A 24,812-nucleotide genomic window follows, 5' to 3' on the forward strand; every position below is an offset into this window, starting at 1 on the left:
TATCTCAAACGTGATTCCGGAGAACCAGTTTTGAGATATTGAGGTCGGCGACTTTCACTCACAAACCAGCAAGTGGCGTCCCCTAGGGGATTCGAACCCCTGTTACCGCCGTGAAAGGGCGGTGTCCTGGGCCTCTAGACGAAGGGGACACTGAAGTCTCAATCGCAAGACGCCTTGCTATTTACTTTTCATCAGACAATCTGTGTGGACACTACAAAGGCAGGTTCTTTCAGGTAAGGAGGTGATCCAACCGCAGGTTCCCCTACGGTTACCTTGTTACGACTTCACCCCAGTCATGAATCACAAAGTGGTAAGCGCCCTCCCGAAGGTTAAGCTACCTACTTCTTTTGCAACCCACTCCCATGGTGTGACGGGCGGTGTGTACAAGGCCCGGGAACGTATTCACCGTAGCATTCTGATCTACGATTACTAGCGATTCCGACTTCATGGAGTCGAGTTGCAGACTCCAATCCGGACTACGACATACTTTATGAGGTCCGCTTGCTCTCGCGAGGTCGCTTCTCTTTGTATATGCCATTGTAGCACGTGTGTAGCCCTACTCGTAAGGGCCATGATGACTTGACGTCATCCCCACCTTCCTCCAGTTTATCACTGGCAGTCTCCTTTGAGTTCCCGACCGAATCGCTGGCAACAAAGGATAAGGGTTGCGCTCGTTGCGGGACTTAACCCAACATTTCACAACACGAGCTGACGACAGCCATGCAGCACCTGTCTCACGGTTCCCGAAGGCACTAAAGCATCTCTGCTAAATTCCGTGGATGTCAAGAGTAGGTAAGGTTCTTCGCGTTGCATCGAATTAAACCACATGCTCCACCGCTTGTGCGGGCCCCCGTCAATTCATTTGAGTTTTAACCTTGCGGCCGTACTCCCCAGGCGGTCGACTTAACGCGTTAGCTCCGGAAGCCACTCCTCAAGGGAACAACCTCCAAGTCGACATCGTTTACAGCGTGGACTACCAGGGTATCTAATCCTGTTTGCTCCCCACGCTTTCGCACCTGAGCGTCAGTCTTTGTCCAGGGGGCCGCCTTCGCCACCGGTATTCCTCCAGATCTCTACGCATTTCACCGCTACACCTGGAATTCTACCCCCCTCTACAAGACTCAAGCCTGCCAGTTTCAAATGCAGTTCCCAGGTTGAGCCCGGGGATTTCACATCTGACTTAACAGACCGCCTGCGTGCGCTTTACGCCCAGTAATTCCGATTAACGCTTGCACCCTCCGTATTACCGCGGCTGCTGGCACGGAGTTAGCCGGTGCTTCTTCTGCGAGTAACGTCAATCACCAAGGTTATTAACCTTAATGCCTTCCTCCTCGCTGAAAGTACTTTACAACCCGAAGGCCTTCTTCATACACGCGGCATGGCTGCATCAGGCTTGCGCCCATTGTGCAATATTCCCCACTGCTGCCTCCCGTAGGAGTCTGGACCGTGTCTCAGTTCCAGTGTGGCTGGTCATCCTCTCAGACCAGCTAGGGATCGTCGCCTAGGTGAGCCATTACCCCACCTACTAGCTAATCCCATCTGGGCACATCTGATGGCATGAGGCCCGAAGGTCCCCCACTTTGGTCTTGCGACGTTATGCGGTATTAGCTACCGTTTCCAGTAGTTATCCCCCTCCATCAGGCAGTTTCCCAGACATTACTCACCCGTCCGCCGCTCGTCACCCGAGAGCAAGCTCTCTGTGCTACCGCTCGACTTGCATGTGTTAGGCCTGCCGCCAGCGTTCAATCTGAGCCATGATCAAACTCTTCAATTTAAGTTTGATGCTCGTGAATTAAACTTCGTAATGAATTACGTATGTTCACTCAGAGACTTGGTATTCATTTTTCGTCCGAGGACGTTAAGAATCCATGTCACTTTGAGTGCCCACACAGATTGTCTGATAAATTGTTAAAGAGCAGTGCGACGGCGCTTAGCGCTCTGTCGCGAGGTGGCGTATATTACGCTTTCCTCTTTCAGAGTCAACCTCATTTTTCAGAAGTTTTCTCTTTCAACCCGGCGGCTTGTTTGCCGTTGTTCCGTGTCGATGGAGGCGCATTATAGGGAGTTCTCGAGCGCCCGCAATAGAAAAATTGCAGAAAAATGACTGACTGCTGCATTCCCCAGCAAAACCCCGCTTTATACCCTGTTACACACAGAATTATCCACAGACACAGGCCATCTCGCCCTGACAAAGGTCGGCAAAATGCCCTTCTATATAGAAGAGATCGCTGTGTAAAAGAGAAAGATCAAAATTCGCGAGCGTTGCGCAAACGTTTTCGTTACAATGCCGCGCAATAACACGGATGCCCGGTTGGGTGCGTTAGGTGAGTTTTTAGACAAAAACTCACCTAACGCTCTCTGTAATGTTCAAATCCTGGGGATTTAATACCATGCAACAACGTCGTCCAGTCCGCCGCGCCCTGCTCAGTGTTTCTGACAAGGCCGGTATCGTCGAATTCGCGCAGGCGCTTTCCGCTCGTGGTGTTGAGCTACTGTCTACGGGTGGTACCGCACGCCTGCTGGCTGATAAAGGTCTGCCGGTAACCGAAGTCTCTGACTACACCGGTTTCCCGGAAATGATGGATGGACGTGTTAAGACTCTGCATCCAAAAGTGCATGGCGGCATCCTCGGCCGTCGCGGCCAGGATGATGAGATCATGGCGCAGCACGCCATCTCTCCTATTGATATGGTGGTTGTTAACCTTTACCCGTTTGCGGAAACCGTCGCACGTGAAGGTTGCTCGCTGGAAGATGCGGTCGAAAATATCGATATCGGCGGCCCTACCATGGTGCGCTCCGCGGCCAAGAACCATAAAGACGTCGCTATCGTGGTAAAGAGCAGTGACTACGACGCCATTATTAAAGAGATGGACGCCAACGACAGCTCCCTGACCCTGGCTACCCGCTTCGACCTCGCGATTAAAGCTTTCGAACACACCGCCGCCTATGACAGCATGATCGCCAACTACTTTGGCAGCATGGTTCCGGCCTATCATGGTGAGACGCAGGAAGCATCCGGCCGTTTCCCACGCACGCTGAATCTGAACTTCATTAAGAAGCAGGATATGCGTTACGGTGAGAACAGCCACCAGCAGGCAGCCTTCTATATAGAAGAAAGCATTAAAGAAGCCTCCGTCGCCACCGCGCAGCAGGTGCAGGGCAAGGCCCTCTCTTATAACAACATTGCCGATACCGATGCGGCACTGGAGTGCGTGAAAGAGTTCAGCGAACCGGCCTGCGTCATTGTTAAGCACGCCAACCCGTGCGGCGTCGCGGTTAGCGACACTATTCTGGATGCTTACGATCGCGCTTACAAAACTGACCCAACCTCAGCCTTCGGTGGCATTATCGCCTTCAACCGCGAGCTGGATGCCGAAACCGCACAGACCATCATCTCTCGCCAGTTCGTCGAAGTGATCATCGCCCCATCTGCCAGCGAAGCTGCGCTGAAAATTACGGCAGCGAAGCAGAACGTCCGCGTTCTGATCTGCGGCGAATGGGCAGCACGCGTGCCGGGCCTCGATTTCAAACGTGTCAACGGTGGACTGCTGGTACAGGATCGCGATCTGGGCATGGTCATCGCCGATGATCTGCGCGTGGTCACCAAACGTCAGCCAGACGCACAAGAGCTGCGTGATGCGCTGTTCTGCTGGAAAGTGGCAAAGTTCGTGAAATCCAACGCCATTGTGTATGCCAAAGAGAACATGACCATCGGCATTGGCGCGGGCCAGATGAGCCGCGTCTACTCCGCTAAAATTGCTGGCATTAAAGCCGGTGACGAAGGTCTGGAAGTCAAAGGCTCAGCGATGGCCTCCGATGCCTTCTTCCCGTTCCGTGATGGTATCGATGCGGCTGCCGCGGTGGGCGTCACCTGCGTGATTCAACCAGGCGGCTCCATTCGCGACGAAGAAGTCATTGCCGCTGCCGACGAACACGGCATCGCGATGATCTTCACCGACATGCGCCACTTCCGCCATTAATTCACGGAGCAGAACATGAAAGTATTAGTGATTGGTAACGGCGGGCGCGAGCACGCGCTGGGATGGAAAGCCGCACAGTCTCCTTTGGTGGACACCGTGTACGTCGCGCCGGGTAACGCCGGTACCGCGCTGGAACCTGCGCTGCAGAACGTGAATATCGGCGTGACCGATATTCCGGCATTGCTGAGCTTTGCCCAGCGCGAAAAGATCGACCTGACCATCGTCGGCCCGGAAGCGCCGCTGGTGATTGGCGTGGTCGATGCCTTCCGTGCGGCTGGCCTGAAAATCTTCGGACCGACCGAAGGCGCCGCCCAGTTGGAAGGCTCTAAAGCGTTCACCAAAGATTTCCTCGCACGGCATAACATCCCGACCGCGGAATATCAGAATTTCACCGACGTCGAGCCTGCGCTGGCCTACCTGCGCGAGAAAGGCGCACCGATCGTCATCAAAGCGGACGGTCTGGCTGCCGGTAAAGGCGTTATCGTCGCGATGACGCTCAAAGAAGCGGAAGACGCAGTTCAGGATATGCTGGCCGGTAACGCCTTCGGCGACGCGGGCCACCGTATCGTGATCGAAGAGTTTCTTGATGGTGAAGAAGCCAGCTTTATCGTCATGGTCGACGGCGAGCACGTCCTGCCGATGGCCACCAGCCAGGACCACAAGCGCGTAGGCAACGGCGATACCGGCCCGAACACCGGCGGTATGGGCGCCTACTCACCGGCCCCGGTCGTGACGGATGACGTTCATCAGCGCACGATGGATCGTATTATCTGGCCAACGGTCAAAGGTATGGCGGCGGAAGGCAATACCTATACCGGTTTCCTCTACGCCGGTCTGATGATCGACAAGCAGGGTAATCCTAAGGTTATCGAGTTCAACTGCCGCTTCGGCGATCCGGAAACGCAGCCGATCATGCTGCGCATGAAATCCGATCTGGTGGATCTGTGTCTTGCTGCCTGCGATGGCAAACTGGACGAGAAAACCTCCGAATGGGATGAGCGTGCCTCACTGGGCGTGGTGGTTGCTGCCGGCGGTTACCCGGGTAACTACGGCACCGGCGACGAGATCTTTGGCCTGCCGCAGAGCGATGCGGCAGACGGCAAAGTGTTCCATGCCGGTACCAGGCTGACCGACGACCAGCGTGTTGTCACCCAGGGTGGTCGCGTCCTGTGCGTAACGGCGCTGGGTGATACCGTTGCCCAGGCACAAAAGCGTGCTTATGAGCTCCTCACCGGCATTCATTGGGACGGCAGCTTCAGCCGCGACGATATCGGCTGGCGCGCAATCGCCCGCGAGCAGCACTAACGCCTGAGCGGCACCTCAATATCGCCTTATCGACGGGCGGCTTCAGTATTGAAGTCGCCCGTTTTTTTATCATCAACGGACGCGGAAGCCCGGCATCGTGCCGTGGGTTAGGCATAAGGTGCGTCGGGAAAGACAGAGAGAGGAACTGAGAAGGTAAAACTGGCATGCGTTCTGACGGGCGTCAGAAGGTTTTTTCCTGCGGTTGCCAGGTACAGAAGTCTTCGTTGGCCACCAGCAGCAGCTGAGCACCATCCGAGGCTTCGAGCCACGCTACGCTCACGTCGACAGAAGAATGGCTCTGGCGACGTTCAATAAAGGCCAGTGCCCGCGCGTCCAGCTCCGGCTTCACGGTTTGCCCTTCGCAGGTCGTTACCGTCCGGTTGGCATGCCAACGCCCCTGACGCAGGACAACACGCCCCTGGCGTAGTGCATCGCTGGTCTGGCGAATCTGTGTCGCCCGATAGCGGTAAAGCGCAACCTGATCGCTGGAGAGCTGCTGTTTTTGCCCATCCACTTCACGCTGCATAAAGCTCAGCTCGCCCTGGTCATCAAAGCGGGCGCGGATATGTTCCGAGGGTTTGCCGTAAACGTTGAGTTCGATCAGCCTGAGTTTGTCACCCTGCCAGCGGTATTCGCTGGTTGAGGTATTGCCGTGACGCCACGGACTGAAGGCGGCAAGAAGATGCACTTCGCCGTTGGAATCCAGACGCCAGATACGCATCGCGCCCTGGTTGTCCGCATAGCCACTGGCGGTAAAAGGCGGCAAAGAAGAATGACTACTACAGGCAGTGAGCAGCAGTGTACCCACCAGCACCGCGACACGGCGCCAGATAGACAAAAGGGGCGGTAAGGCCCCTTCGTTAAAACTGTACACTGCCACGCGGTCTTACTTGACTGCGTCTTTCAGAGCTTTACCAGAAACAAACGCCGGCACGTTAGCAGCGGCAATTTTGATTTCGTTACCGGTCTGCGGGTTGCGGCCAGTACGCTCAGCGCGGTGGTTCACTTTGAAGGTACCGAAACCAACCAGTTGGACAGCATCACCTTCTTTCAGAGACTCAGTAATTGCAGCCAGGGTAGATTCCAGGGCAGCTTTTGCCTGTGCTTTGGACAGGTCAGCTTTGTCCGCAATTACATCAATCAGTTGAGTCTTGTTCATAAGTTATCCTTACAATGTGTTTATCGCTTGCTAAGCACCGAGTGCGACGGAAATGCCTGAAAAGCACTCTCCTGCATACACGCACCGATAGCCACTTTTTTTCGCCCTCCAAATGTAGACCAGACGGGGGGCGGAATGGAAGCCTTCAGACGCGACAATTCAGGCGGTAAATCACGTTTTCTGGTCTCACTGCTTAAAATTTATACCAATATTGCTCTCACCGGCCTCGCGGAGGTCTGCGCGCAGTCCTTTGATCAGTTCAATGTCGCGCTCTTCGCACTCGGCCAGCAGACGGAAAATCTCCCACTGAATATCCCATTCCTGCTCTACCGCTGGGTTTTCTTTGAGCTCTTCATCGGTCATTTCGCGACCAGCCTGGGTCATTTCCAGCATTGCCACTGTCGTGATGGAACTCTTACTGACCTCAATCGCGTGCTCAAGCGTTTCTCCGCTCAGGCGCGAGTGAATCAGTTCGCTTAATGCGACACAGGCATCGATGGCAGGATAAACACCATACAGATCGTAATCGTCGGCTGCCGGAATGGCTTCCTCCAGCTTTTCGAGCTGGCTGTCAAAATTCACCTTCGCATCTTTGACCGTCAGGGTTTCCCAAATCAGATCGAGAATACGGCGATACAGCTGACCATCGGCAAACTCAGTTTGCTGGCAGAACATGGCGTAATTAGGGTACATGCGCTCGCACAGACAAGCCATAAAGGTGACGTGCTGCCAGCTTTCAAGCTTCTCCAGACGCAGATGAATCGGGTTTTGTAACATGATGAATTCTCGAAGTCAGAAATTAGCCGCAGTGTACCTGAATCAGCCGTGATTTGCTTGCCAACGCACAAACGCCGGACGCCGTGAAGCAACCGCATCCGCCCAGCGCGTTGGCTCTGGCAGACGGTAGCCCTGCATACAACGCTGAACCCATGTCAACGCGCTATCGAGGGAGACGCGATGGCCGGTGCTGATAAAGAGTGGATTACAGCGCACTTTACTGCGCCAGACCCACGCCAGTTGTTCACTTTTGTCCATCAACGGCGCCAGCGCCCCCACCTCGTCGTCGGGCAACGTAAACTGCCCACACAAACGCTTTTTCGCCACGCCAATGGTCGGCACATCCACCAGCAGGCCAAAATGACTGGCGACGCCCAGCCGCCGTGGATGGGAAATGCCGTGACCGTCGACAAATAACAGACCCGGCTTTTGTGACAACTGTTGCCACGCCGCCAGCAGCGCGGGGGTTTCACGAAAGGAGAGAAAACCGGGGATGTACGGCATGGTGGTCGCCACCCGCGCCACCTGATATTCCACCAGTTCCAGCGATGGGTAGGCGAGCAGCACCATGGCCGCCCGCGTCACTGCGCCGTCTTGCTCAAAACCGACGTCCGCGCCACCGATCAGCCCGCAAGCATCCGGATCCCAGCGATCCTCACGGATAACCGAGCCGGCCAGCGTCTGCTGGCTGGCACGAAGAGACGTCAGATCCATCGCCATACCTTAGCGGTGATATTGCGCCGAGAGTCGGTGCACTGCCTCGACAAACACGCCGGCATGCTCAGGATCCACATCCTGATGAATACCGTGCCCAAGGTTGAAGACGTGACCTTCGCCCTGACCAAAGCCAGCAAGAATCGACCCGACTTCTTCTTCAATACGGCCCGCAGGCGCGTAGAGCATAGAAGGGTCCATATTGCCCTGCAGAGCCACTTTATGGCCGACCCGACGCCGGGCATCGGCAATATCGGTCGTCCAGTCGAGGCCCAGCGCATCGCAGCCGGTCTCCGCCATCGCTTCCAGCCACTGCCCGCCACCTTTAGTGAACAGCGTGACCGGTACGCGGCGGCCTTCATGTTCACGCAGCAGACCATCCACGATTTTGTGCATGTAGTAGAGCGAGAACTGCTGATAATCACGACCGGTCAGCACCCCGCCCCAGGTATCGAAAATCATCACCGACTGCGCGCCGGCTTTAATCTGGGCATTCAGATACAGCGTGACGCTTTTTGCCAGCTTATCGAGCAAGGCATGCAGCGCCTGCGGATCGGCATACATCATTTTTTTGATCACGGTGAAGGCTTTGCTGCTTCCGCCTTCCACCATATAGGTCGCCAGCGTCCACGGGCTACCGGAGAAGCCAATCAGCGGAACATCGCCGTTGAGCGCGCGACGAATGGTACGCACGGCATTCATCACGTAGCCGAGTTCATCTTCCGGATCGGGTACCGGCAGTTTATCGACATCGGCTTTGCAGGTGATGGTCGAGGTGAAACGTGGACCTTCGCCGGTTTCGAAGTACAGCCCAAGCCCCATCGCATCCGGGATGGTCAGGATGTCCGAGAAGAGGATCGCCGCATCCAGCGCGTAGCGACGCAGTGGCTGCAGCGTGACTTCACAGGCAAGTTCGGCGTTTTTACATAGCGACATAAAGTCGCCCGCTTGCGTGCGAGTGGCCTTGTACTCCGGCAAATAGCGGCCAGCCTGGCGCATCATCCACACAGGGGTCACGTCCACAGGCTGGCGTAGCAGCGCTCGCAGGTAACGATCGTTTTTTAGTTCGGTCATGTTATTCATCCTGATCCCATTTTACGCCAGTGTAACACGTCACTCCGCCTCTGCCCGACACAGTGCCACGGTATCTTCTATCAGCCGGCGCGCCACGGTACCCGGCGGCGGCAACAGCGGTAAATCGTCGTAACGATACCAGCCTGCCTGCAGCAGCTCTTTTTTATCGATCACAATGTCGCCGCTATCATACTCCGCCATAAACGCGGTCATCAGCGACTGGGGGAACGGCCACGGCTGGGAGGTCACATAGCGCAGGTTTTTCACCTTCAGGCCGCACTCTTCCATCACTTCGCGGGCCACTGCCTGTTCCAGGGTCTCCCCCACTTCGACAAACCCGGCCAGCACCGTGTGTACGCCGTTACGATGGCGGGTATGCTGCGCCAGCAGGATCGTATCGTCCCGACGGATCGCCACGATCATGCACGGGGCAATTTGCGGGTAGTAGCGCTCGCGGCAGTGGCCGCACAGCATCGCCCACTCGGTTTTGCTCGGGTGCATCGGGTGGCCGCAGTAGCCGCAGAATTTATGCGAGCGATAAAACTCGCTTAGCTGGATGCCGCGCCCCGCCAGCTGAAACAGCCCCGGGTCGCTATCCAGCACCTGGCGTAACGATCCCATATCCTGCCGACGATCCTGGCGCACCATCCACACCGCATCACCTTGCCATTCTCCGATATGCAGCGCGTGCTGACCGACAAGATTGAAATTTACCGCTTCGCCATGTGGTAATTCCCCGCCGGGTAACCATAATTTTTGTTCGTGACTGACGATCCACCAGCCGCGATCTAATTTTTCAATAATACGATCCATATCTATTGCACTACCTTCGTTTTACTGGCACTTTTAACATTATATTTACATTTTGGTGAGCAACGTTATTTTCTTAAACTTGCGGAGTCAACCATGTTAAACCAGCTGGAAAACCTAACGGAACGTGTTGGAGGCAGTAATAAACTGGTCGATCGCTGGCTACATGTACGTAAGCATTTGCTCGTGGCTTACTACAAGCTGGTTGGCCTGAAGCCCGGCAAAGAATCCTTTATGCGACTGAACGAAAAGGCGCTGGATAATTTTTGCCAAAGCCTGGTGGATTATCTCTCCTCCGGCCATTTTAATATTTATGAACGTATTCTTGGCGAAATGGAAGGCAATACGCCACTTTTGGCTGCCACCAAACTCTATCCGCAGCTGGAAGCCAACACTCAGCTGATTATGGATTGCTACGACTCCTGCCTCGAAAACGCCATCGACCACGATAACTATCTCGAATTTCAGCAGGCGCTGTCCGATATCGGCGAAGCGCTGGAAGCGCGATTCGCGCTGGAAGACAAGCTGATCGTACTGGCGATATCGCATAACCTGAAAGACAACATCAGCGACAATATCGCGCCGACGGCTTGAGTTGTGCGCTGTTAACGAGTAGTTTACATACGTTCCCCCTCGCTGGAGGGGGATGTATCTTGTCGGAGTGCCCATTTTCCACAACAGCATTCGTGATGCCTCAAGGCAGCACGAAGGATGAAGCGGAAAAGGCTGAGACCGTTAATTCGGGATCCGCGGAACCTGATCAGGCTAATACCTGCGAAGGGAACAAGAGTAAACTGTCCTATGCGACCGTCCCTCCAGGACCGATCGCCTCTGTTACTCCATCCGTCGTCTGACAAGCCATGTCCTTTTTCATCTGGAATGCGCTATGTCTGCAACAAAGTCTGAACCAAAACTCACCCGTCGGGAACAGCGCGAACGCGCCCAGCATTTTATCCATACCCTGGAAGGGACCGCCTTTCCCCGCTCCCAACGCATCTACATTCAGGGCCAGCAGGCGGAGATCCGCGTGCCGATGCGGGAAATCCAGCTCAGTCCCACCTTGATTGGCGGTGATAAAGCCCAGCCGCAGTACGAACAAAACGAAGCGATCCCGGTGTACGACACCTCCGGCCCTTATGGCGACCCCGACGTGGCGATCGATGTGCGCCAGGGACTGTCAACGCTGCGCCAGCCATGGATTGATGCACGCGATGACAGCGAACCGCTGCAGGAACGCAGCTCGCAGTATACCAAAGCGCGCCTCGCCGATGACGATCTTGATACGCTGCGCTTTCGTGGCCAGCTGACGCCACGGCGCGCGAAGCCTGGCAAATGCGTCACCCAGCTCCACTATGCCCGTCAGGGGATCGTGACGCCTGAAATGGCGTTCATCGCCATCCGCGAAAACATGGGCCGGGAGCGTATTCGCGGGGAGGTATTGCGCCACCAGCATCCGGGGGAAAGTTTCGGCGCCCGGCTACCGGACAATATCACCGCAGAATTCGTCCGCGATGAGGTCGCTGCCGGGCGGGCCATCATTCCTGCCAACATCAACCACCCGGAATCTGAGCCGATGATTATCGGCCGCAACTTTCTGGTGAAGGTCAACGCCAACATCGGCAACTCGGCGGTCACCTCCTCCATCGAAGAAGAGGTAGAAAAGCTGGTATGGTCGACGCGCTGGGGCGCCGATACGGTGATGGATTTGTCCACCGGACGGTATATCCACGAAACCCGCGAATGGATCCTGCGTAACAGCCCGGTCCCCATCGGCACCGTGCCGATTTACCAGGCGCTGGAGAAGGTTAACGGGATCGCCGAGAACCTCACCTGGGAAGCTTTTCGCGACACCTTGCTGGAGCAGGCAGAACAGGGCGTCGACTATTTCACCATCCATGCCGGCGTCCTGCTGCGCTACGTGCCGATGACAGCCAGACGCCTGACCGGTATTGTCTCCCGTGGCGGCTCTATCATGGCCAAGTGGTGCCTCTCGCATCATCAGGAAAACTTCCTCTACGAGCGTTTCCGCGAAATCTGTGAGATTTGCGCCGCCTATGATGTCTCCCTCTCCCTCGGCGACGGCCTGCGCCCCGGCTCGATTCAGGACGCCAACGATGAAGCGCAGTTTGCCGAGCTGCACACACTGGGCGAGCTGACCAAAATCGCCTGGGAGTACGATGTGCAGGTGATGATTGAAGGCCCGGGCCATGTGCCGATGCAGATGATCCGCCGCAATATGGCCGAGGAACTCGAGCACTGCCACGAAGCGCCGTTCTACACGTTGGGGCCGCTGACCACCGATATCGCCCCGGGCTATGACCATTTCACCTCCGGCATCGGCGCGGCAATGATCGGCTGGTTTGGCTGCGCGATGCTCTGCTACGTCACGCCGAAAGAACACCTCGGCCTGCCGAATAAAGAAGATGTGAAACAGGGGCTGATCACCTACAAAATTGCGGCCCATGCGGCGGATCTGGCGAAAGGCCATCCCGGCGCACAGATCCGTGATAACGCCATGTCCAAAGCCCGTTTTGAATTCCGCTGGGAAGACCAGTTCAACCTCGCCCTCGATCCATTCACCGCCCGTGCTTATCACGACGAAACGCTACCGCAGGAATCCGGCAAAGTCGCCCATTTCTGCTCCATGTGCGGGCCCAAATTCTGTTCAATGAAAATCACCCAGGAAGTACGGGACTATGCCGCCCGCCAGAATATCGAAAGCGGAATGGCTGATAAGTCGCAGGACTTCCGCGCTCGCGGCGGTGAGATCTATTTACGTAAGGAGCAAGCCTGATGTATCAACCCGATTTTCCGTCCGTCCCGTTCCGTTTAGGCCTCTACCCGGTCGTCGATAGCGTGGTCTGGATCGAACGCCTGCTGCACGCAGGTGTACGTACCATTCAGCTGCGCATCAAAGATAAGCGCGATAGCGAGGTAGAAGCCGATGTCATCGCCGCGATCGCGCTCGGGCGTCAATACCACGCCCGGCTGTTTATCAACGACTACTGGCAGTTGGCGGTTAAACATCAGGCCTATGGCGTGCATTTAGGGCAGGAGGACCTGGAGACGACTGACCTGAACGCCATTCGTCATGCCGGCCTGCGCCTCGGCGTGTCGACCCATGACGATATGGAAATCGACGTTGCGCTGGCGGCACGTCCTTCCTATATCGCCCTGGGTCACGTCTTCCCCACGCAAACCAAGCAGATGCCTTCCGCTCCGCAGGGTCTGGAACAGCTCGCCCGCCATATCCAGCGGCTGGCCGATTACCCGACGGTCGCGATCGGCGGTATTAGCCTGGCGCGCGCGCCACAGGTACTGGAAACCGGCGTCGGCAGCATCGCGGTGGTCAGCGCCATTACCCAGGCGGCGGACTGGCAACAGGCCACCGCGCAGCTGCTGGACATGGCGGGAGCAGGCGATGAATGACAGCGATTTTATGCGCTACAGCCGCCAGCTGATGCTGGAAGATATCGCCATCGAAGGTCAACAGAAGCTGCTGGCCAGCCGGGTGCTGATTGTGGGACTCGGTGGGCTGGGTTCGCCTGCTGCCCTGTATCTGGCCGGAGCGGGCATTGGTACGTTGGTTATCGCCGACGATGATGAGGTGCACGTCAGCAATCTGCAGCGGCAAATTCTGTTCACCAGCGATGACATTGCCCAACCGAAAACCACCGCCGCCCGGCAGCGCCTGGCCCGGCTCAATCCACAGGTTGAGATCGTCACGTTACAGCAACACCTGGCCGGCGAAGCTTTGCGCCAGGAGGTCGCCAAAGCGGATGTGGTACTGGACTGCACCGATAACATGGCGACCCGCCAGGCCATCAATGCCGCCTGTGTCGCACAGGCGACTCCGCTGATCACTGCCAGCGCCGTTGGCCTGGGCGGCCAGTTGATGGTACTGACGCCGCCGTGGGATCAGGGCTGCTACCGCTGCCTGTGGCCGGACAGCACCGAACCCGAACGTAACTGCCGTACGGCGGGGATTATCGGGCCGGTAGTCGGCATGATGGGCACCCTTCAGGCGCTGGAGGCCATCACCTTGCTTTCCGGTATGGCAACGCCGCGCAACACCCTGCGCTTATTCGATGCCCGCACCAGCCACTGGCGCAATCTGACGCTCCAGCGCGCGCAGAGTTGCCCGGTCTGTGGAGGGCAGCATGCAGATCTGGTTTAACGATCGGCCGGTGCAGTGCATCGAAGCCACCACCGTCGCCGCCCTGCTCATTCAGTTAGAACAGCTGCAGGCGGGTATCGCGCTGGCGCTCAATCAACAGGTCCTACCGCGCGAGCGGTGGGAACATCATCTTCTGCAGGAAGGCGATCGGGTCCTGCTTTTTCAGGTCATCGCCGGAGGCTGACATGTTACGTATCGCGGACAAAACGTTTGAATCTCATCTTTTTACCGGTACCGGGAAATTCTCTGCGCCGGAAGTCATGGTCGAAGCGATTCGCACCTCGGGCAGCCAGCTGGTCACGCTGGCGCTAAAGCGCGTCGATCTGCGCCAGCATAATGACGCTATTCTCGCCCCATTACTGGCCTCCGGCGTCAGCCTGTTGCCGAATACCTCCGGGGCAAAAACGGCGGAGGAAGCCATCTTCGCGGCCCGACTGGCGCGGGAAGCGCTGGGCACTCACTGGCTGAAGCTCGAAATCCATCCGGATGCACGCTGGCTGTTGCCGGACCCGATTGAAACCCTGAAGGCGGCAGAAGTGCTGGTACGGGAAGGTTTCGTGGTGCTGCCTTATTGCGGCGCCGACCCGGTCCTGTGTAAACGGCTGGAGGAGGCCGGCTGTGCTGCGGTAATGCCGCTGGGTGCGCCGATTGGCTCGAATCAGGGGCTGGAGACCAAGGCGATGCTGGAAATCATTATCGAGCAGGCCACGGTACCGGTGGTGGTGGATGCCGGGATTGGCGTTCCCAGCCATGCCGCGCAGGCCCTGGAAATGGGCGCGGACGCGGTGCTGGTCAATACCGCTATTGCCGTGGCCGACGACCCGGTGACCATGGCGCGGGCTTTCCGCCTGGCGGTCGAAGCTGGCGTGCTGGCTCGACAGGCGGGTCCAGGTTCGCGTAGCGCCCAGGCGCAGGCCACCAGCCCGTTAACAGGTTTTCTGGAGACGCTGGTATGAGCACCTTTACCGAACGCTGGAAACAGTTGGAGTGGGATGACATCCGCCTGCGTATCAACAGTAAAACACCGGCCGATGTCGAACGTGCGATGGCAGCGAAACAGCTCAGCCGTGACGATATGATGGCGCTGCTCTCCCCTGCCGCCGCGGGCTATCTGGAGCCGCTGGCGCAGAAGGCGCAGCGGCTGACCCGCCAGCGTTTTGGCAATACTGTCAGCTTTTACGTGCCGCTGTATCTCTCTAACCTGTGTGCCAATGACTGTACCTATTGCGGTTTTTCAATGAGCAACCGCATTAAACGTAAAACATTAGATGAGGCCGAGATCGCCCGTGAATGCACGGCCATTCGCGCAATGGGCTTTGAGCATCTGCTGTTGGTGACCGGCGAGCACCAGAGCAAAGTCGGTATGGACTATTTTCGTCGCCACCTGCCGGCGATCCGCAGCCAGTTCGCCTCCCTGCAGATGGAAGTGCAGCCGCTGGCCATGGAAGAGTACGCGGAGCTAAAAACGCTCGGGCTGGACGGCGTGATGGTCTATCAGGAGACCTACCACGAAAGCATGTACGCGCAGCACCATCTGAAAGGCAACAAGCAGGACTTTTTCTGGCGTCTGGAAACACCGGATCGGCTCGGCCAGGCCGGGATCGATAAGATCGGCCTCGGGGCATTAATTGGCCTTTCAGACAGCTGGCGTGTGGATTGTTATATGGTGGCGGAGCATTTGCTGTGGCTGCAGCAGCACTACTGGCGCAGCCGCTATTCGATTTCATTCCCCCGGCTACGCCCTTGTGCCGGCGGCGTTGAGCCCGCATCGCTGATGGACGAGCGTCAGCTGGTGCAGACCATCTGCGCCTTCCGCCTGCTGGCACCGGAGATCGAACTGTCGCTCTCGACGCGCGAATCCCCGGCATTCCGTGACCAGGTGATCCCGCTGGCGATTAACAACGTCAGCGCGTTTTCCAAAACCCAGCCCGGCGGGTATGCCGACAATCATCCGGAGCTGGAACAATTTGCGCCTCACGACGGCCGCCGTCCTGAAGAGGTTGCCGACGCACTGATGTCGCGCGGATTGCAGCCGGTGTGGAAAGACTGGGATAGCTGGCTGGGACGCACTTCACAGCCGTAATGAAAAGCAAAGAAAGCGACGAGATATTTTACGTCGCTTTATCCAATGCGAAAAATGGATGATGGTCACCACGCGGCTGTTTTCCTATTCTTGTCTGGTCAGCAACGGACGCTGACCAGGGCGAACCTCTTCTCTTCCTCATTTTCGCCCTGCCTCATCGCCGCGCTGGCCGTCATTGCACGGGAATTGTGGACGAAGATAAATCACATCATCCCCGACGCCAGGGTTATAATTGACCTGGAGTTATCTGATTCGCTCGCCAGGCATTACGGCTAAACCTGTGCTTTAACCCACGGTTATACCTTCAGGAACGATTTACAACACATGGCACGTCACAACAGAAAACTGTCTTTCACTATGCCAATCCTGCTTGGATTCGCGGGTATTCTCCTCAGTTTTTTGCTAATCGCGGTGTTTGTCACCCTGGCGCAAAAAAAGAATTTGATTGAGGAGTATCACTCCGTTAATCGTAATTTCACCTACAACCTGGCGGTGAATTACACGGAATCGCTGCTGCGTGGAAATGATTATATTCTTGGGCGCGCCACGAAATTCTTTGCTAACTATGACCAGCTGAATCAGTCCGTTAATGTAGATCCGCAAAGAGGATTACGGGACTTAATGCAGCTTCAGGAACTGATGCCCAGCGTCTCTTCTATTTCGCTGGCAGATACCCAGGGTCATTACCTGCGGGCGCCGGAGGTGCTACCGAGTGAAGAGAGCCGGACCTTTACGCCCAAGTCCAGGCCGTGGTTTATTAAGCAGGCCGAAGCCAGTACGTTCAGTCTTTATACCTCAACATACCTTGATTATTTTACCCATCACCCGACCATCACGCTTTACAGACCCGTTATCTCACCAGAAGGCCGACTCAAAGGCTCGCTCGCTTTTCACCTGGATCTGACCTCAATGGGCTACGCCCTGCGCCAGATGGCCGCCCCGATGCAGGGGGAGTTTTTTGTGGTGCAGCGTGATGGGAAAGTCGTTATCCATCCCGATCCTGGCGTGCTTTTTAAACCCTACACCAGCGAAGCCTTGATGGACAAAATGACCAGCGCCGAAGGCCAGCTCTATGACGAAGCCTCGGACACCTGGTATTACTATTACTCTTTCACGAATCCCGACTGGTTCGTCATTTACCGCGTCACCAACGCCACGCTGGTCGATCTGTCGCGCCACGAAACCACGATTGTTCTCTGGGGCTTTGCGCTCTCCGCCATTGTGATCGTTCTGTTCGGTCTCTATCTGCGGCACGCTTCGCGCACGGTGCTGATGAACATCATCAACGCGATTAAAACCGGGGATGTTAACCGCGCACCACAGCTCGAAGCCATGTTGAGTAAAGCTATCGAAAGTAATAAGCAGCGCGAGCTTACCTATGTGCGTCAGGCAACGATTGACGCACTGACCGGCTGTAAAAACCGCCGCGCCTTCGACAGCGATGTCGCCGCGCTGATGAACGATCATCACCCCTTCGCGCTGGCTCTGGTGGATATCGATAACTTTAAATCCATTAATGACACCTGGGGCCACCTCAACGGCGACATTGTTTTGCGTAACGTTGCGCGCGAAGGGCTACAGCTCCTGCAACCCGAACAGATTTCGCTCTACCGCTATGGCGGAGAAGAGTTTGCCGTGATTTTCACGCAGGAACATCTCGCCAATGCCCATGCCCTTCTCGACAGCTGGCGCCTGAAGATTGCCCAGCGGACCTGGCGTGAAGATGGGTTGACGGTGACCTTTAGCGCCGGGCTGGGAGAATGGAACATGGAACCGCTGGATAAACTGGTCGTGGCCGTGGACGAGGCGCTGTATAAAGCGAAACAGCAGGGCAAAAACTGCATCGTACGGGTTTAACGCTGATGACCCCAGAAAGCCCGCTTCGGTGGGTTTTTTATTAATTCACGGGCAGAATTGAAACCGGTTTCATTATTTTGTGATGCCTTACACACAATCGCGGTAAAGCGGTTGTCGTGCCCCTCTCCCCGCGATAAAGATGATGCATCAAGGGAACATAAGGGCCATCCATTATGAAGAATATCGTGTTATGTTGCGCCGCCGGTATGTCCACCAGCATGCTGGTTCAACGCATGCAAGACGCTGCGAAGAAGAAAGGTATTGAAGTCTCGATTAAAGCCGTACCAGTCGCCGAGTTTAAAGATAACCTCGCCGCAGCGGACATCATTCTGCTGGGTCCGCAGGTGAAGTATGAGCAGGCGAAACTGCAGGCGATGGCCGACCCGCTAGGTAAGAAAGTCGCGGTTATCGATATGATGGATTACGGCATGATGAAAGGTGATGCCGTTCTTGATAAAGCCCTGAAGTTGATGGAGTAAACCATGGAAGATTTAGAAACAACGATCATGGAGCTGTTGGTCAACGCCGGTTCTGCACGTAGCTGCGCATTAACCGCCCTGCAGCTGGCACGCAAAGGTGATTTTGCCGCCTCCGAGCAGGCGATGGCCGAATCACATGAGTTTGTGAAGCACGCACATAAAATCCAGACTCAGCTCATCGGCCTCGATGAAGGCACCGGCAAACTCCCGGTCAACCTGATTACGGTTCACTCCCAGGATCATCTGATGAATGCGATGGTCATTCAGGATCTGGCCACCGATATGATTGAACTGTATCGCCGTACGGCACAGTAAATAAACCGCGTCTGTTAAAAGCAGGTGCCTGAAAAGGCACCTGCTTTTTTATTACAGAAAACCGTACAGCGCAGCAAATATCCAGCCAAACACACAGGACACGCTGACGCCGATTAACCCCGGCAGAATAAAGCTATGGTTAATCACGAAACGGCCAATATGGGTGGTGCCCGAACGGTCGAACTGAATCGCCGCCAGGTCGCTTGGGTAGGTTGGCAGAATGTAATAGCCATAGCAGGCGGGCGCGGAGGCCACGATATAGGCCGGGTCGACGCCAATCGCCAGCGCCACGGGCACAATCGCCGCCAATGCAGCGGCCTGGGAATTCACAAATTTGGACACCAGCAGCAGGACGATGGCGTAAGCCCAGGGATATTCCTGCACCATTTCGCCCAGCACGCCTTTAATCTCGCTCATGTGTGCGCCGAACATGGTTTCCGCCATCCAGGCAATGCCGTACACCGCCACAATCGCGATCATCCCCGAACGGAAAACCTCATTCTTAGAAATCGCAGCCGGATTGGTTTTGGTGATAATGATGATCAGCGCGCCTGAGAGCAGCATGAACATCTGGATCACCAGCACCATCGAGAGCGGCTTACCGTTGAATGCCGGGCGCAGTTCAGAGAAGGCTCCCAGTACCGCCACCACGGCAATGGATGCCAGGAAGATCCACATGGCAACCCAGTTGCTGGCAGGCAGTTTCCGGTCGAGCAGCGTGGCCGTGTCACCGTATACATAGTGGCGGTTTTCTGGCGTCGAGATAAAGGCCTGAAACTCTTCGTCCTTGTCCAAATCCTTACCACGAAACCAGCTAAAAATACCGATCGCCAGAATACCCAACAGCGTCGACGGAATAGTAATCGCTAACAGGTCGAGGAATTCGAGATGTTTACCGTTAAAGGTGAAATTTCCCAGCATCGCCACCAGCGACACCACCGCAACCGACACCGGGCTGGCGATAATCCCCATCTGTGCGCCAATCGAACTTGCCGCCATCGGCCGTTCGGGACGTATGTTGTTCTTGATCGCGACGTCGTAAATAATCGGCAGGATCGTATAGACCACGTGTCCGGTGCCGCAAAGAATAGTCAGGGTACAGGTGACGAAGGGTGCCACAATCGAAACATATTTGGGGTTACGGCGCAGAAGTTTTTCCGCAATCTGCAGCATCACATCTAACCCACCGGATGCCTGCAGCGTTGCCGAGGCGGCCACCACCGCAATAATCACCAGCATCACATCAACCGGCGGCTTACCCGGCTGAAGATGAAAGACAAAGACTAAAATCACCAGCCCGATACCGCCCAGCAAACCAAGTGCGATACCGCCTTTTCTGGCACCATAAAACAGGCATATTAAAATAATGACGAGTTGTATTGCGAATTCCATGCATCCCCCAGACTCAGTCTATTAAACTCAAAAATGTCGCGACCACTGCCGTTCTATTAACCCATTCTCCTGTCACAGGTCTGTTTTGCAGATATAAGACACCCTCTCCGGTTTCAAGAAACTGAAGAATCAAAAAAGTAATCACATGATTAATTGGACTTTTTGACTATATCGCCTTTGATTTGACGATTTTTTGATACGGGTAGAATTTTTACCCATCAATTTGTATGGGTATTAAGAAAAAGAGAAGGCCCGTAGTTTATATGGCTTGCTTGCTGCTTAATTGAGGGAAAAACATTAATGGAATGTAATTTATTATGGGGGAAATAAGATAACGATTAGCCGACGCCAACCGGAGATAATAAAAAAGCCAGTCAGGAGACCTGACTGGCTTTTTACGCGAAGCGTCAACGATTAATCGTTGTCTGAACCGCCCAGACCTGCGTTCAGCAGCTCTGCCAGGTTCGCAGAAGCTTCTTCCACGCTCACCTGAGGTGCAGCTGGCTGTTCACCAGCAGCTTTGCGGCGCATACGATCCTGATGGTACGCATAACCGGTACCAGCCGGGATCAGACGACCCACGATGACGTTCTCTTTCAGGCCACGCAGTTCGTCGCGTTTACCCGCAACGGCTGCTTCGGTCAGGACACGCGTGGTCTCCTGGAACGATGCGGCAGAGATGAACGACTCGGTTGCCAGAGACGCTTTGGTGATACCCAGCAGGTCGCGGGAGAAGGTCGCCGCCACTTTGCCGTTCGCTTCCAGATCGCGGTTCGCAATCTTGACGCGGGAGTATTCAACCTGCTCGCCTTCCAGGAAGTCGGAGCTACCAGCACTTTCGATGGTCGCTTTACGCAGCATCTGACGAACGATAACTTCGATGTGCTTATCGTTAATCTTAACGCCTTGCAGACGGTAAACGTCCTGTACTTCGTTGGTGATATAACGCGTTACCGCGTGTACACCACGAAGACGCAGAATGTCGTGCGGTGCTTCCGGACCGTCGGAAACCACATCACCACGTTCTACACGTTCACCTTCGAACACGTTCAGCTGACGCCACTTCGGAATCATCTCTTCGTACGGATCGCTACCGTCTAACGGTGTGATAACCAGACGACGTTTACCTTTGGTCTCTTTACCGAAGGAGATGATACCGCTGATTTCAGCAAGGATCGCAGGCTCTTTCGGACGACGCGCTTCGAACAGGTCAGCAACGCGTGGCAGACCACCGGTGATATCTTTGGTACCACTGGATTCCTGAGGAATACGCGCCAGAGCGTCACCTGAGTGAATCTGAGTGCCGTCTTCCAGCTGCACAATCGCTTTACCCGGCAGGAAGTACTGAGCAGACATATCGGTGCCAGGGATCAGAACGTCGTTACCGTTAGCATCAACGATTTTCAGCGCCGGACGCAGATCTTTACCACCCGCGGTACGTTCTGCAGAATCCAGAACCACCAGGGATGACAGACCGGTTAATTCGTCGGTCTGACGGGTAATGGTCTGGCCGTCGATCATGTCGGTGAAGCGAATGAAACCACTGACTTCAGAGATAACCGGCATGGTGTGTGGATCCCAGTTTGCAACGGTTTCCCCGCCAGCAACCTGCTCACCATCACCTTTACCCATCACAGCACCGTAAGGTACTTTATAGCTCTCTTTGGTACGGCCGAATTCGTCGATCAGTTTCAGTTCGGTGTTACGCGAGGTCACTACCAGCTTGCCGGCAGAGTTCACAACCGATTTAGCATTGCTAAGACGGATGCTACCTTTGTTTTTCACCTGGATGCTGGATTCAGCAGCCGCACGAGATGCCGCACCACCGATGTGGAACGTACGCATCGTCAGCTGGGTACCCGGCTCACCGATGGACTGTGCCGCGATAACGCCGATAGCCTCACCTTTGTTGATGATGTGGCCACGCGCCAGGTCACGACCGTAGCAGTGCGCACATACACCAAAGTCGGTGTCACAGGATACGACAGAACGTACTTTGACGGAGTCAACGGAGTTCTCTTCCAGCAGGTCACACCAGTGCTCGTGCAGCAGCGTGTTGCGTGGAACCAGAATATCCGCAGTACCCGGCTTCAGAACGTCTTCAGCGGTTACACGACCCAGTACGCGATCGCGCAACGGCTCTTTAACATCACCACCCTCGATAACCGGGGTCATGGTGATGCCTTCCAGAGTGCCACAGTCGTCTTCAGTAACGACCAGGTCCTGTGCAACGTCAACCAGACGACGAGTCAGGTAACCGGAGTTCGCTGTTTTCAGTGCGGTATCCGCCAGACCTTTACGAGCACCGTGGGTGGAGATGAAGTACTGGAGTACGTTCAGACCTTCACGGAAGTTCGCGGTGATCGGCGTTTCGATGATGGAGCCATCCGGCTTCGCCATCAGACCACGCATACCAGCCAGCTGACGAATCTGTGCCGCAGAACCACGCGCACCGGAGTCGGCCATCATGTAGATGCTGTTGAAGGAAACCTGCTGCTCTTCGACGCCGTCACGGTTAATAACGGTTTCAGTTTGCAGGTTATCCATCATCGCTTTGGATACACGATCGTTCGCCGCAGCCCAGATATCGATAACTTTGTTGTAGCGTTCGCCAGCGGTAACCAGACCGGACTGGAACTGTTCCTGGATCTCAGCAACTTCGGCTTCCGCCTCAGAGATGATCTCGTGTTTTTTCTCCGGGATGACCATGTCATCGATACCAACGGATGCACCTGAACGCGCTGCATAAGCAAAGCCGGTGTACATCGTCTGGTCCGCAAAAATAACGGTCGGTTTCAGGCCCAGAATACGGTAGCAGGTATTCAGCATCTTAGAGATGGCTTTCTTACCCAGCGCCTGGTTCACGATAGTGAACGGCAGACCTTTTGGTACGATCATCCACAGAATGGCACGGCCAACGGTCGTGTCTTTCAGGCTGGTTTTCGCAACAAACTGGCCATTTTCGTCTTTTTCGTATTCGGTGATACGCACTTTAACGCGCGCATGCAGAGAGGCCAGGCCAGCGCGGTAAATACGCTCAGCTTCTTTCGGGCCAGTCAGCACCATGCCTTCGCCTTTGGCGTTAACACAGTCACGGGTCATGTAGTACAGACCCAATACAACGTCCTGAGACGGAACGATGATAGGTTCGCCGTTCGCCGGGGACAGGATGTTGTTGGTAGACATCATCAGCGCACGCGCTTCCAGCTGGGCTTCCAGCGTCAGCGGTACGTGAACAGCCATCTGGTCACCATCGAAGTCGGCGTTGTATGCCGCACAAACCAGCGGGTGCAGCTGGATAGCTTTACCTTCGATCAGTACCGGCTCAAATGCCTGGATACCCAAACGGTGCAGAGTTGGTGCACGGTTCAGCAGTACCGGGTGTTCGCGGATAACTTCATCCAGGATATCCCAGACGACAGCTTCTTCACGCTCAACCATTTTCTTCGCGGCTTTGATGGTGGTGGCGAGGCCACGCAGTTCCAGCTTGCCGTAAATGAACGGTTTGAACAGCTCCAGTGCCATTTTCTTCGGCAGACCGCACTGATGCAGACGCAGGTATGGACCTACGGTGATAACAGAACGACCGGAGTAGTCAACACGCTTACCGAGCAGGTTCTGACGGAAACGACCCTGCTTACCTTTGATCATATCGGCCAAAGATTTCAGAGGACGTTTGTTAGAACCGGTGATCGCACGACCGCGACGACCGTTATCCAGCAGGGCATCAACCGCTTCCTGCAGCATACGTTTTTCGTTGCGTACGATGATATCCGGCGCAGCCAGATCCAGCAGACGTTTCAGACGGTTGTTACGGTTAATGACGCGACGATACAGATCGTTCAGGTCAGAAGTCGCGAAACGACCACCATCCAGCGGAACCAGCGGACGCAGATCTGGCGGCAGAACCGGCAGAACGGTCAGGATCATCCACTCCGGCTTGTTGCCAGACTGAACGAATGCTTCCAGCAGCTTGATGCGCTTGGTCAGCTTTTTACGCTTGGTTTCTGAGTTGGTTTCATTCAGCTCTTCGCGCAGAGTTTCACACTCTTGCTCCAGATCCATGCTCTTCAGCAGGGCCTGGATAGCTTCCGCACCCATCTTGGCGTCGAATTCGTCACCAAACTCTTCCAGCGCATCCAGATACTGCTCTTCAGTCAGGATCTGGTTACGTTCCAGGTTAGTCATGCCGCCTTCGATAACCACATAAGATTCGAAGTACAGAACACGTTCGATATCACGCAGCGGCATATCCAGCAGCAGGCCGATACGGGACGGCAGCGACTTCAGGAACCAGATGTGGGCAGTCGGAGATGCCAGTTCGATGTGGCCCATGCGCTCACGACGCACTTTAGTCTGGGTCACTTCAACGCCGCACTTCTCGCAAATCACACCACGGTGTTTCAGGCGCTTGTACTTACCGCACAGGCACTCGTAGTCTTTTACTGGCCCGAAAATACGCGCACAGAAAAGGCCGTCACGTTCTGGTTTGAACGTACGGTAGTTAATGGTTTCCGGCTTTTTAACTTCACCAAAAGACCATGAACGGATCATGTCTGGCGATGCCAGAGCAATTTTGATCGCATCAAACTCTTCGGTTTTAGTTTGCGCTTTCAGAAACTTTAATAAGTCTTTCACGGATTTGCTCCCGTCGGAGTTAGCACAATCTGGCGCCGGGTATTACCCCGGC

Annotated in this window: 20 protein-coding genes, 1 tRNA gene, 1 rRNA gene and 1 riboswitch; of the genes, 12 read left to right on the forward strand and 10 right to left on the reverse strand. The window is 55.5% G+C overall.

The genetic code is table 11. From position 1 onward, the window contains the following. Positions 1-73 precede the first annotated feature (73 nt). Together ACMYSN_RS13535 and ACMYSN_RS13540 are read right to left on the reverse strand one after the other, a co-directional pair. Positions 74-149 (reverse strand) — tRNA-Glu (locus ACMYSN_RS13535). A gap of 85 nt (positions 150-234) precedes the next feature. Beyond that, a 16S ribosomal RNA gene (locus tag ACMYSN_RS13540) occupies positions 235-1,774 on the reverse strand. A gap of 616 nt (positions 1,775-2,390) precedes the next feature. Between ACMYSN_RS13540 and purH the strand changes: the two genes are divergently transcribed. Both purH and purD read left to right on the forward strand, forming a co-directional pair. Continuing rightward, entirely contained in the window at positions 2,391-3,980 is a 1,590-nt protein-coding gene (purH, locus tag ACMYSN_RS13545; protein WP_462495194.1) for a bifunctional phosphoribosylaminoimidazolecarboxamide formyltransferase/inosine monophosphate cyclohydrolase, read from the forward strand. Between the two features lie 15 nt (positions 3,981-3,995). Beyond that, on the forward strand, positions 3,996-5,285 hold the full coding sequence (gene purD / locus ACMYSN_RS13550) for a phosphoribosylamine--glycine ligase (protein WP_462495195.1): 1,290 nt from the start codon (positions 3,996-3,998) through the stop codon (positions 5,283-5,285). A gap of 181 nt (positions 5,286-5,466) precedes the next feature. Here the strand turns inward: purD and ACMYSN_RS13555 are convergent, their stop codons facing one another. The 6 genes from ACMYSN_RS13555 to nudC form a co-directional block, all read right to left on the reverse strand. Beyond that, a complete protein-coding gene (locus tag ACMYSN_RS13555) occupies positions 5,467-6,159 on the reverse strand; it encodes a DUF1481 domain-containing protein (protein WP_462498257.1) in 693 nt (230 codons plus the stop codon). A 12-nt stretch (positions 6,160-6,171) separates the two neighbouring features. Beyond that, entirely contained in the window at positions 6,172-6,444 is a 273-nt protein-coding gene (hupA, locus tag ACMYSN_RS13560) for a nucleoid-associated protein HU-alpha (protein WP_004097675.1), read from the reverse strand. A gap of 186 nt (positions 6,445-6,630) precedes the next feature. After that, positions 6,631-7,221, reverse strand: a complete 591-nt coding sequence (locus tag ACMYSN_RS13565; RefSeq protein WP_123758167.1) for a YjaG family protein — start codon at positions 7,219-7,221, stop codon at positions 6,631-6,633. A 42-nt stretch (positions 7,222-7,263) separates the two neighbouring features. Then, positions 7,264-7,935: an endonuclease V gene (nfi, locus tag ACMYSN_RS13570; RefSeq protein WP_462495196.1), complete on the reverse strand. Its 672-nt coding sequence runs from the start codon at positions 7,933-7,935 to the stop codon at positions 7,264-7,266. Between the two features lie 9 nt (positions 7,936-7,944). Beyond that, on the reverse strand, positions 7,945-9,009 hold the full coding sequence (gene hemE / locus ACMYSN_RS13575) for a uroporphyrinogen decarboxylase (RefSeq protein WP_462495197.1): 1,065 nt from the start codon (positions 9,007-9,009) through the stop codon (positions 7,945-7,947). Positions 9,010-9,048: 39 nt separating this feature from the next. Continuing rightward, positions 9,049-9,822 carry an NAD(+) diphosphatase gene (gene nudC, locus ACMYSN_RS13580; RefSeq protein WP_123758164.1) on the reverse strand — a complete coding sequence of 258 codons (774 nt, stop codon included), beginning with the start codon at positions 9,820-9,822 and terminating at the stop codon, positions 9,049-9,051. A gap of 93 nt (positions 9,823-9,915) precedes the next feature. Between nudC and rsd the strand changes: the two genes are divergently transcribed. From rsd to ACMYSN_RS13630, 10 genes are all read left to right on the forward strand, one after another. Then, complete coding sequence (gene rsd, locus ACMYSN_RS13585; RefSeq protein WP_123758163.1) at positions 9,916-10,413, forward strand: sigma D regulator; 498 nt, start codon at positions 9,916-9,918, stop codon at positions 10,411-10,413. Positions 10,414-10,466: 53 nt separating this feature from the next. Continuing rightward, positions 10,467-10,619: riboswitch (TPP riboswitch) on the forward strand. A gap of 86 nt (positions 10,620-10,705) precedes the next feature. After that, positions 10,706-12,613 (forward strand): phosphomethylpyrimidine synthase ThiC, encoded by a 1,908-nt coding sequence (thiC, locus tag ACMYSN_RS13590; RefSeq protein ID WP_462495198.1) that lies wholly within the window; start codon positions 10,706-10,708, stop codon positions 12,611-12,613. Further along, on the forward strand, positions 12,613-13,248 hold the full coding sequence (gene thiE / locus ACMYSN_RS13595) for a thiamine phosphate synthase (RefSeq protein WP_462495199.1): 636 nt from the start codon (positions 12,613-12,615) through the stop codon (positions 13,246-13,248). Before thiC ends, thiE begins: the two co-directional genes overlap by 1 nt. Beyond that, positions 13,241-13,996 (forward strand): HesA/MoeB/ThiF family protein, encoded by a 756-nt coding sequence (locus ACMYSN_RS13600; protein WP_462495200.1) that lies wholly within the window; start codon positions 13,241-13,243, stop codon positions 13,994-13,996. Before thiE ends, ACMYSN_RS13600 begins: the two co-directional genes overlap by 8 nt. Then, entirely contained in the window at positions 13,980-14,180 is a 201-nt protein-coding gene (gene thiS / locus ACMYSN_RS13605) for a sulfur carrier protein ThiS (RefSeq protein ID WP_462495201.1), read from the forward strand. Before ACMYSN_RS13600 ends, thiS begins: the two co-directional genes overlap by 17 nt. Position 14,181: 1 nt before the next feature. Further along, positions 14,182-14,952 carry a thiazole synthase gene (gene thiG / locus ACMYSN_RS13610; protein WP_462495202.1) on the forward strand — a complete coding sequence of 257 codons (771 nt, stop codon included), beginning with the start codon at positions 14,182-14,184 and terminating at the stop codon, positions 14,950-14,952. Further along, positions 14,949-16,079 carry a 2-iminoacetate synthase ThiH gene (gene thiH / locus ACMYSN_RS13615; RefSeq protein ID WP_462495203.1) on the forward strand — a complete coding sequence of 377 codons (1,131 nt, stop codon included), beginning with the start codon at positions 14,949-14,951 and terminating at the stop codon, positions 16,077-16,079. Before thiG ends, thiH begins: the two co-directional genes overlap by 4 nt. A gap of 324 nt (positions 16,080-16,403) precedes the next feature. After that, the gene (locus ACMYSN_RS13620; protein WP_462495204.1) at positions 16,404-17,936 is read left to right on the forward strand and encodes a sensor domain-containing diguanylate cyclase; all 1,533 of its coding nucleotides are present in this window, start codon (positions 16,404-16,406) and stop codon (positions 17,934-17,936) included. Between the two features lie 218 nt (positions 17,937-18,154). Continuing rightward, the gene (locus tag ACMYSN_RS13625; RefSeq protein ID WP_254444147.1) at positions 18,155-18,415 is read left to right on the forward strand and encodes a PTS sugar transporter subunit IIB; all 261 of its coding nucleotides are present in this window, start codon (positions 18,155-18,157) and stop codon (positions 18,413-18,415) included. A gap of 3 nt (positions 18,416-18,418) precedes the next feature. Beyond that, positions 18,419-18,730, forward strand: a complete 312-nt coding sequence (locus tag ACMYSN_RS13630) for a PTS lactose/cellobiose transporter subunit IIA (protein WP_123758153.1) — start codon at positions 18,419-18,421, stop codon at positions 18,728-18,730. Between the two features lie 51 nt (positions 18,731-18,781). On the opposite strand, the gene dcuB is transcribed toward ACMYSN_RS13630, so the two are convergent. Beyond that, positions 18,782-20,122 carry an anaerobic C4-dicarboxylate transporter DcuB gene (gene dcuB / locus ACMYSN_RS13635; RefSeq protein WP_123758152.1) on the reverse strand — a complete coding sequence of 447 codons (1,341 nt, stop codon included), beginning with the start codon at positions 20,120-20,122 and terminating at the stop codon, positions 18,782-18,784. Between the two features lie 414 nt (positions 20,123-20,536). After that, the gene (gene rpoC, locus ACMYSN_RS13640) at positions 20,537-24,760 is read right to left on the reverse strand and encodes a DNA-directed RNA polymerase subunit beta' (protein WP_462495205.1); all 4,224 of its coding nucleotides are present in this window, start codon (positions 24,758-24,760) and stop codon (positions 20,537-20,539) included. Positions 24,761-24,812: the final 52 nt, after the last annotated feature.

The sequence above is a fragment of the Klebsiella sp. R445 genome (genome assembly GCF_051131755.1).
GTDB lineage: Bacteria > Pseudomonadota > Gammaproteobacteria > Enterobacterales > Enterobacteriaceae > Klebsiella > Klebsiella lignicola.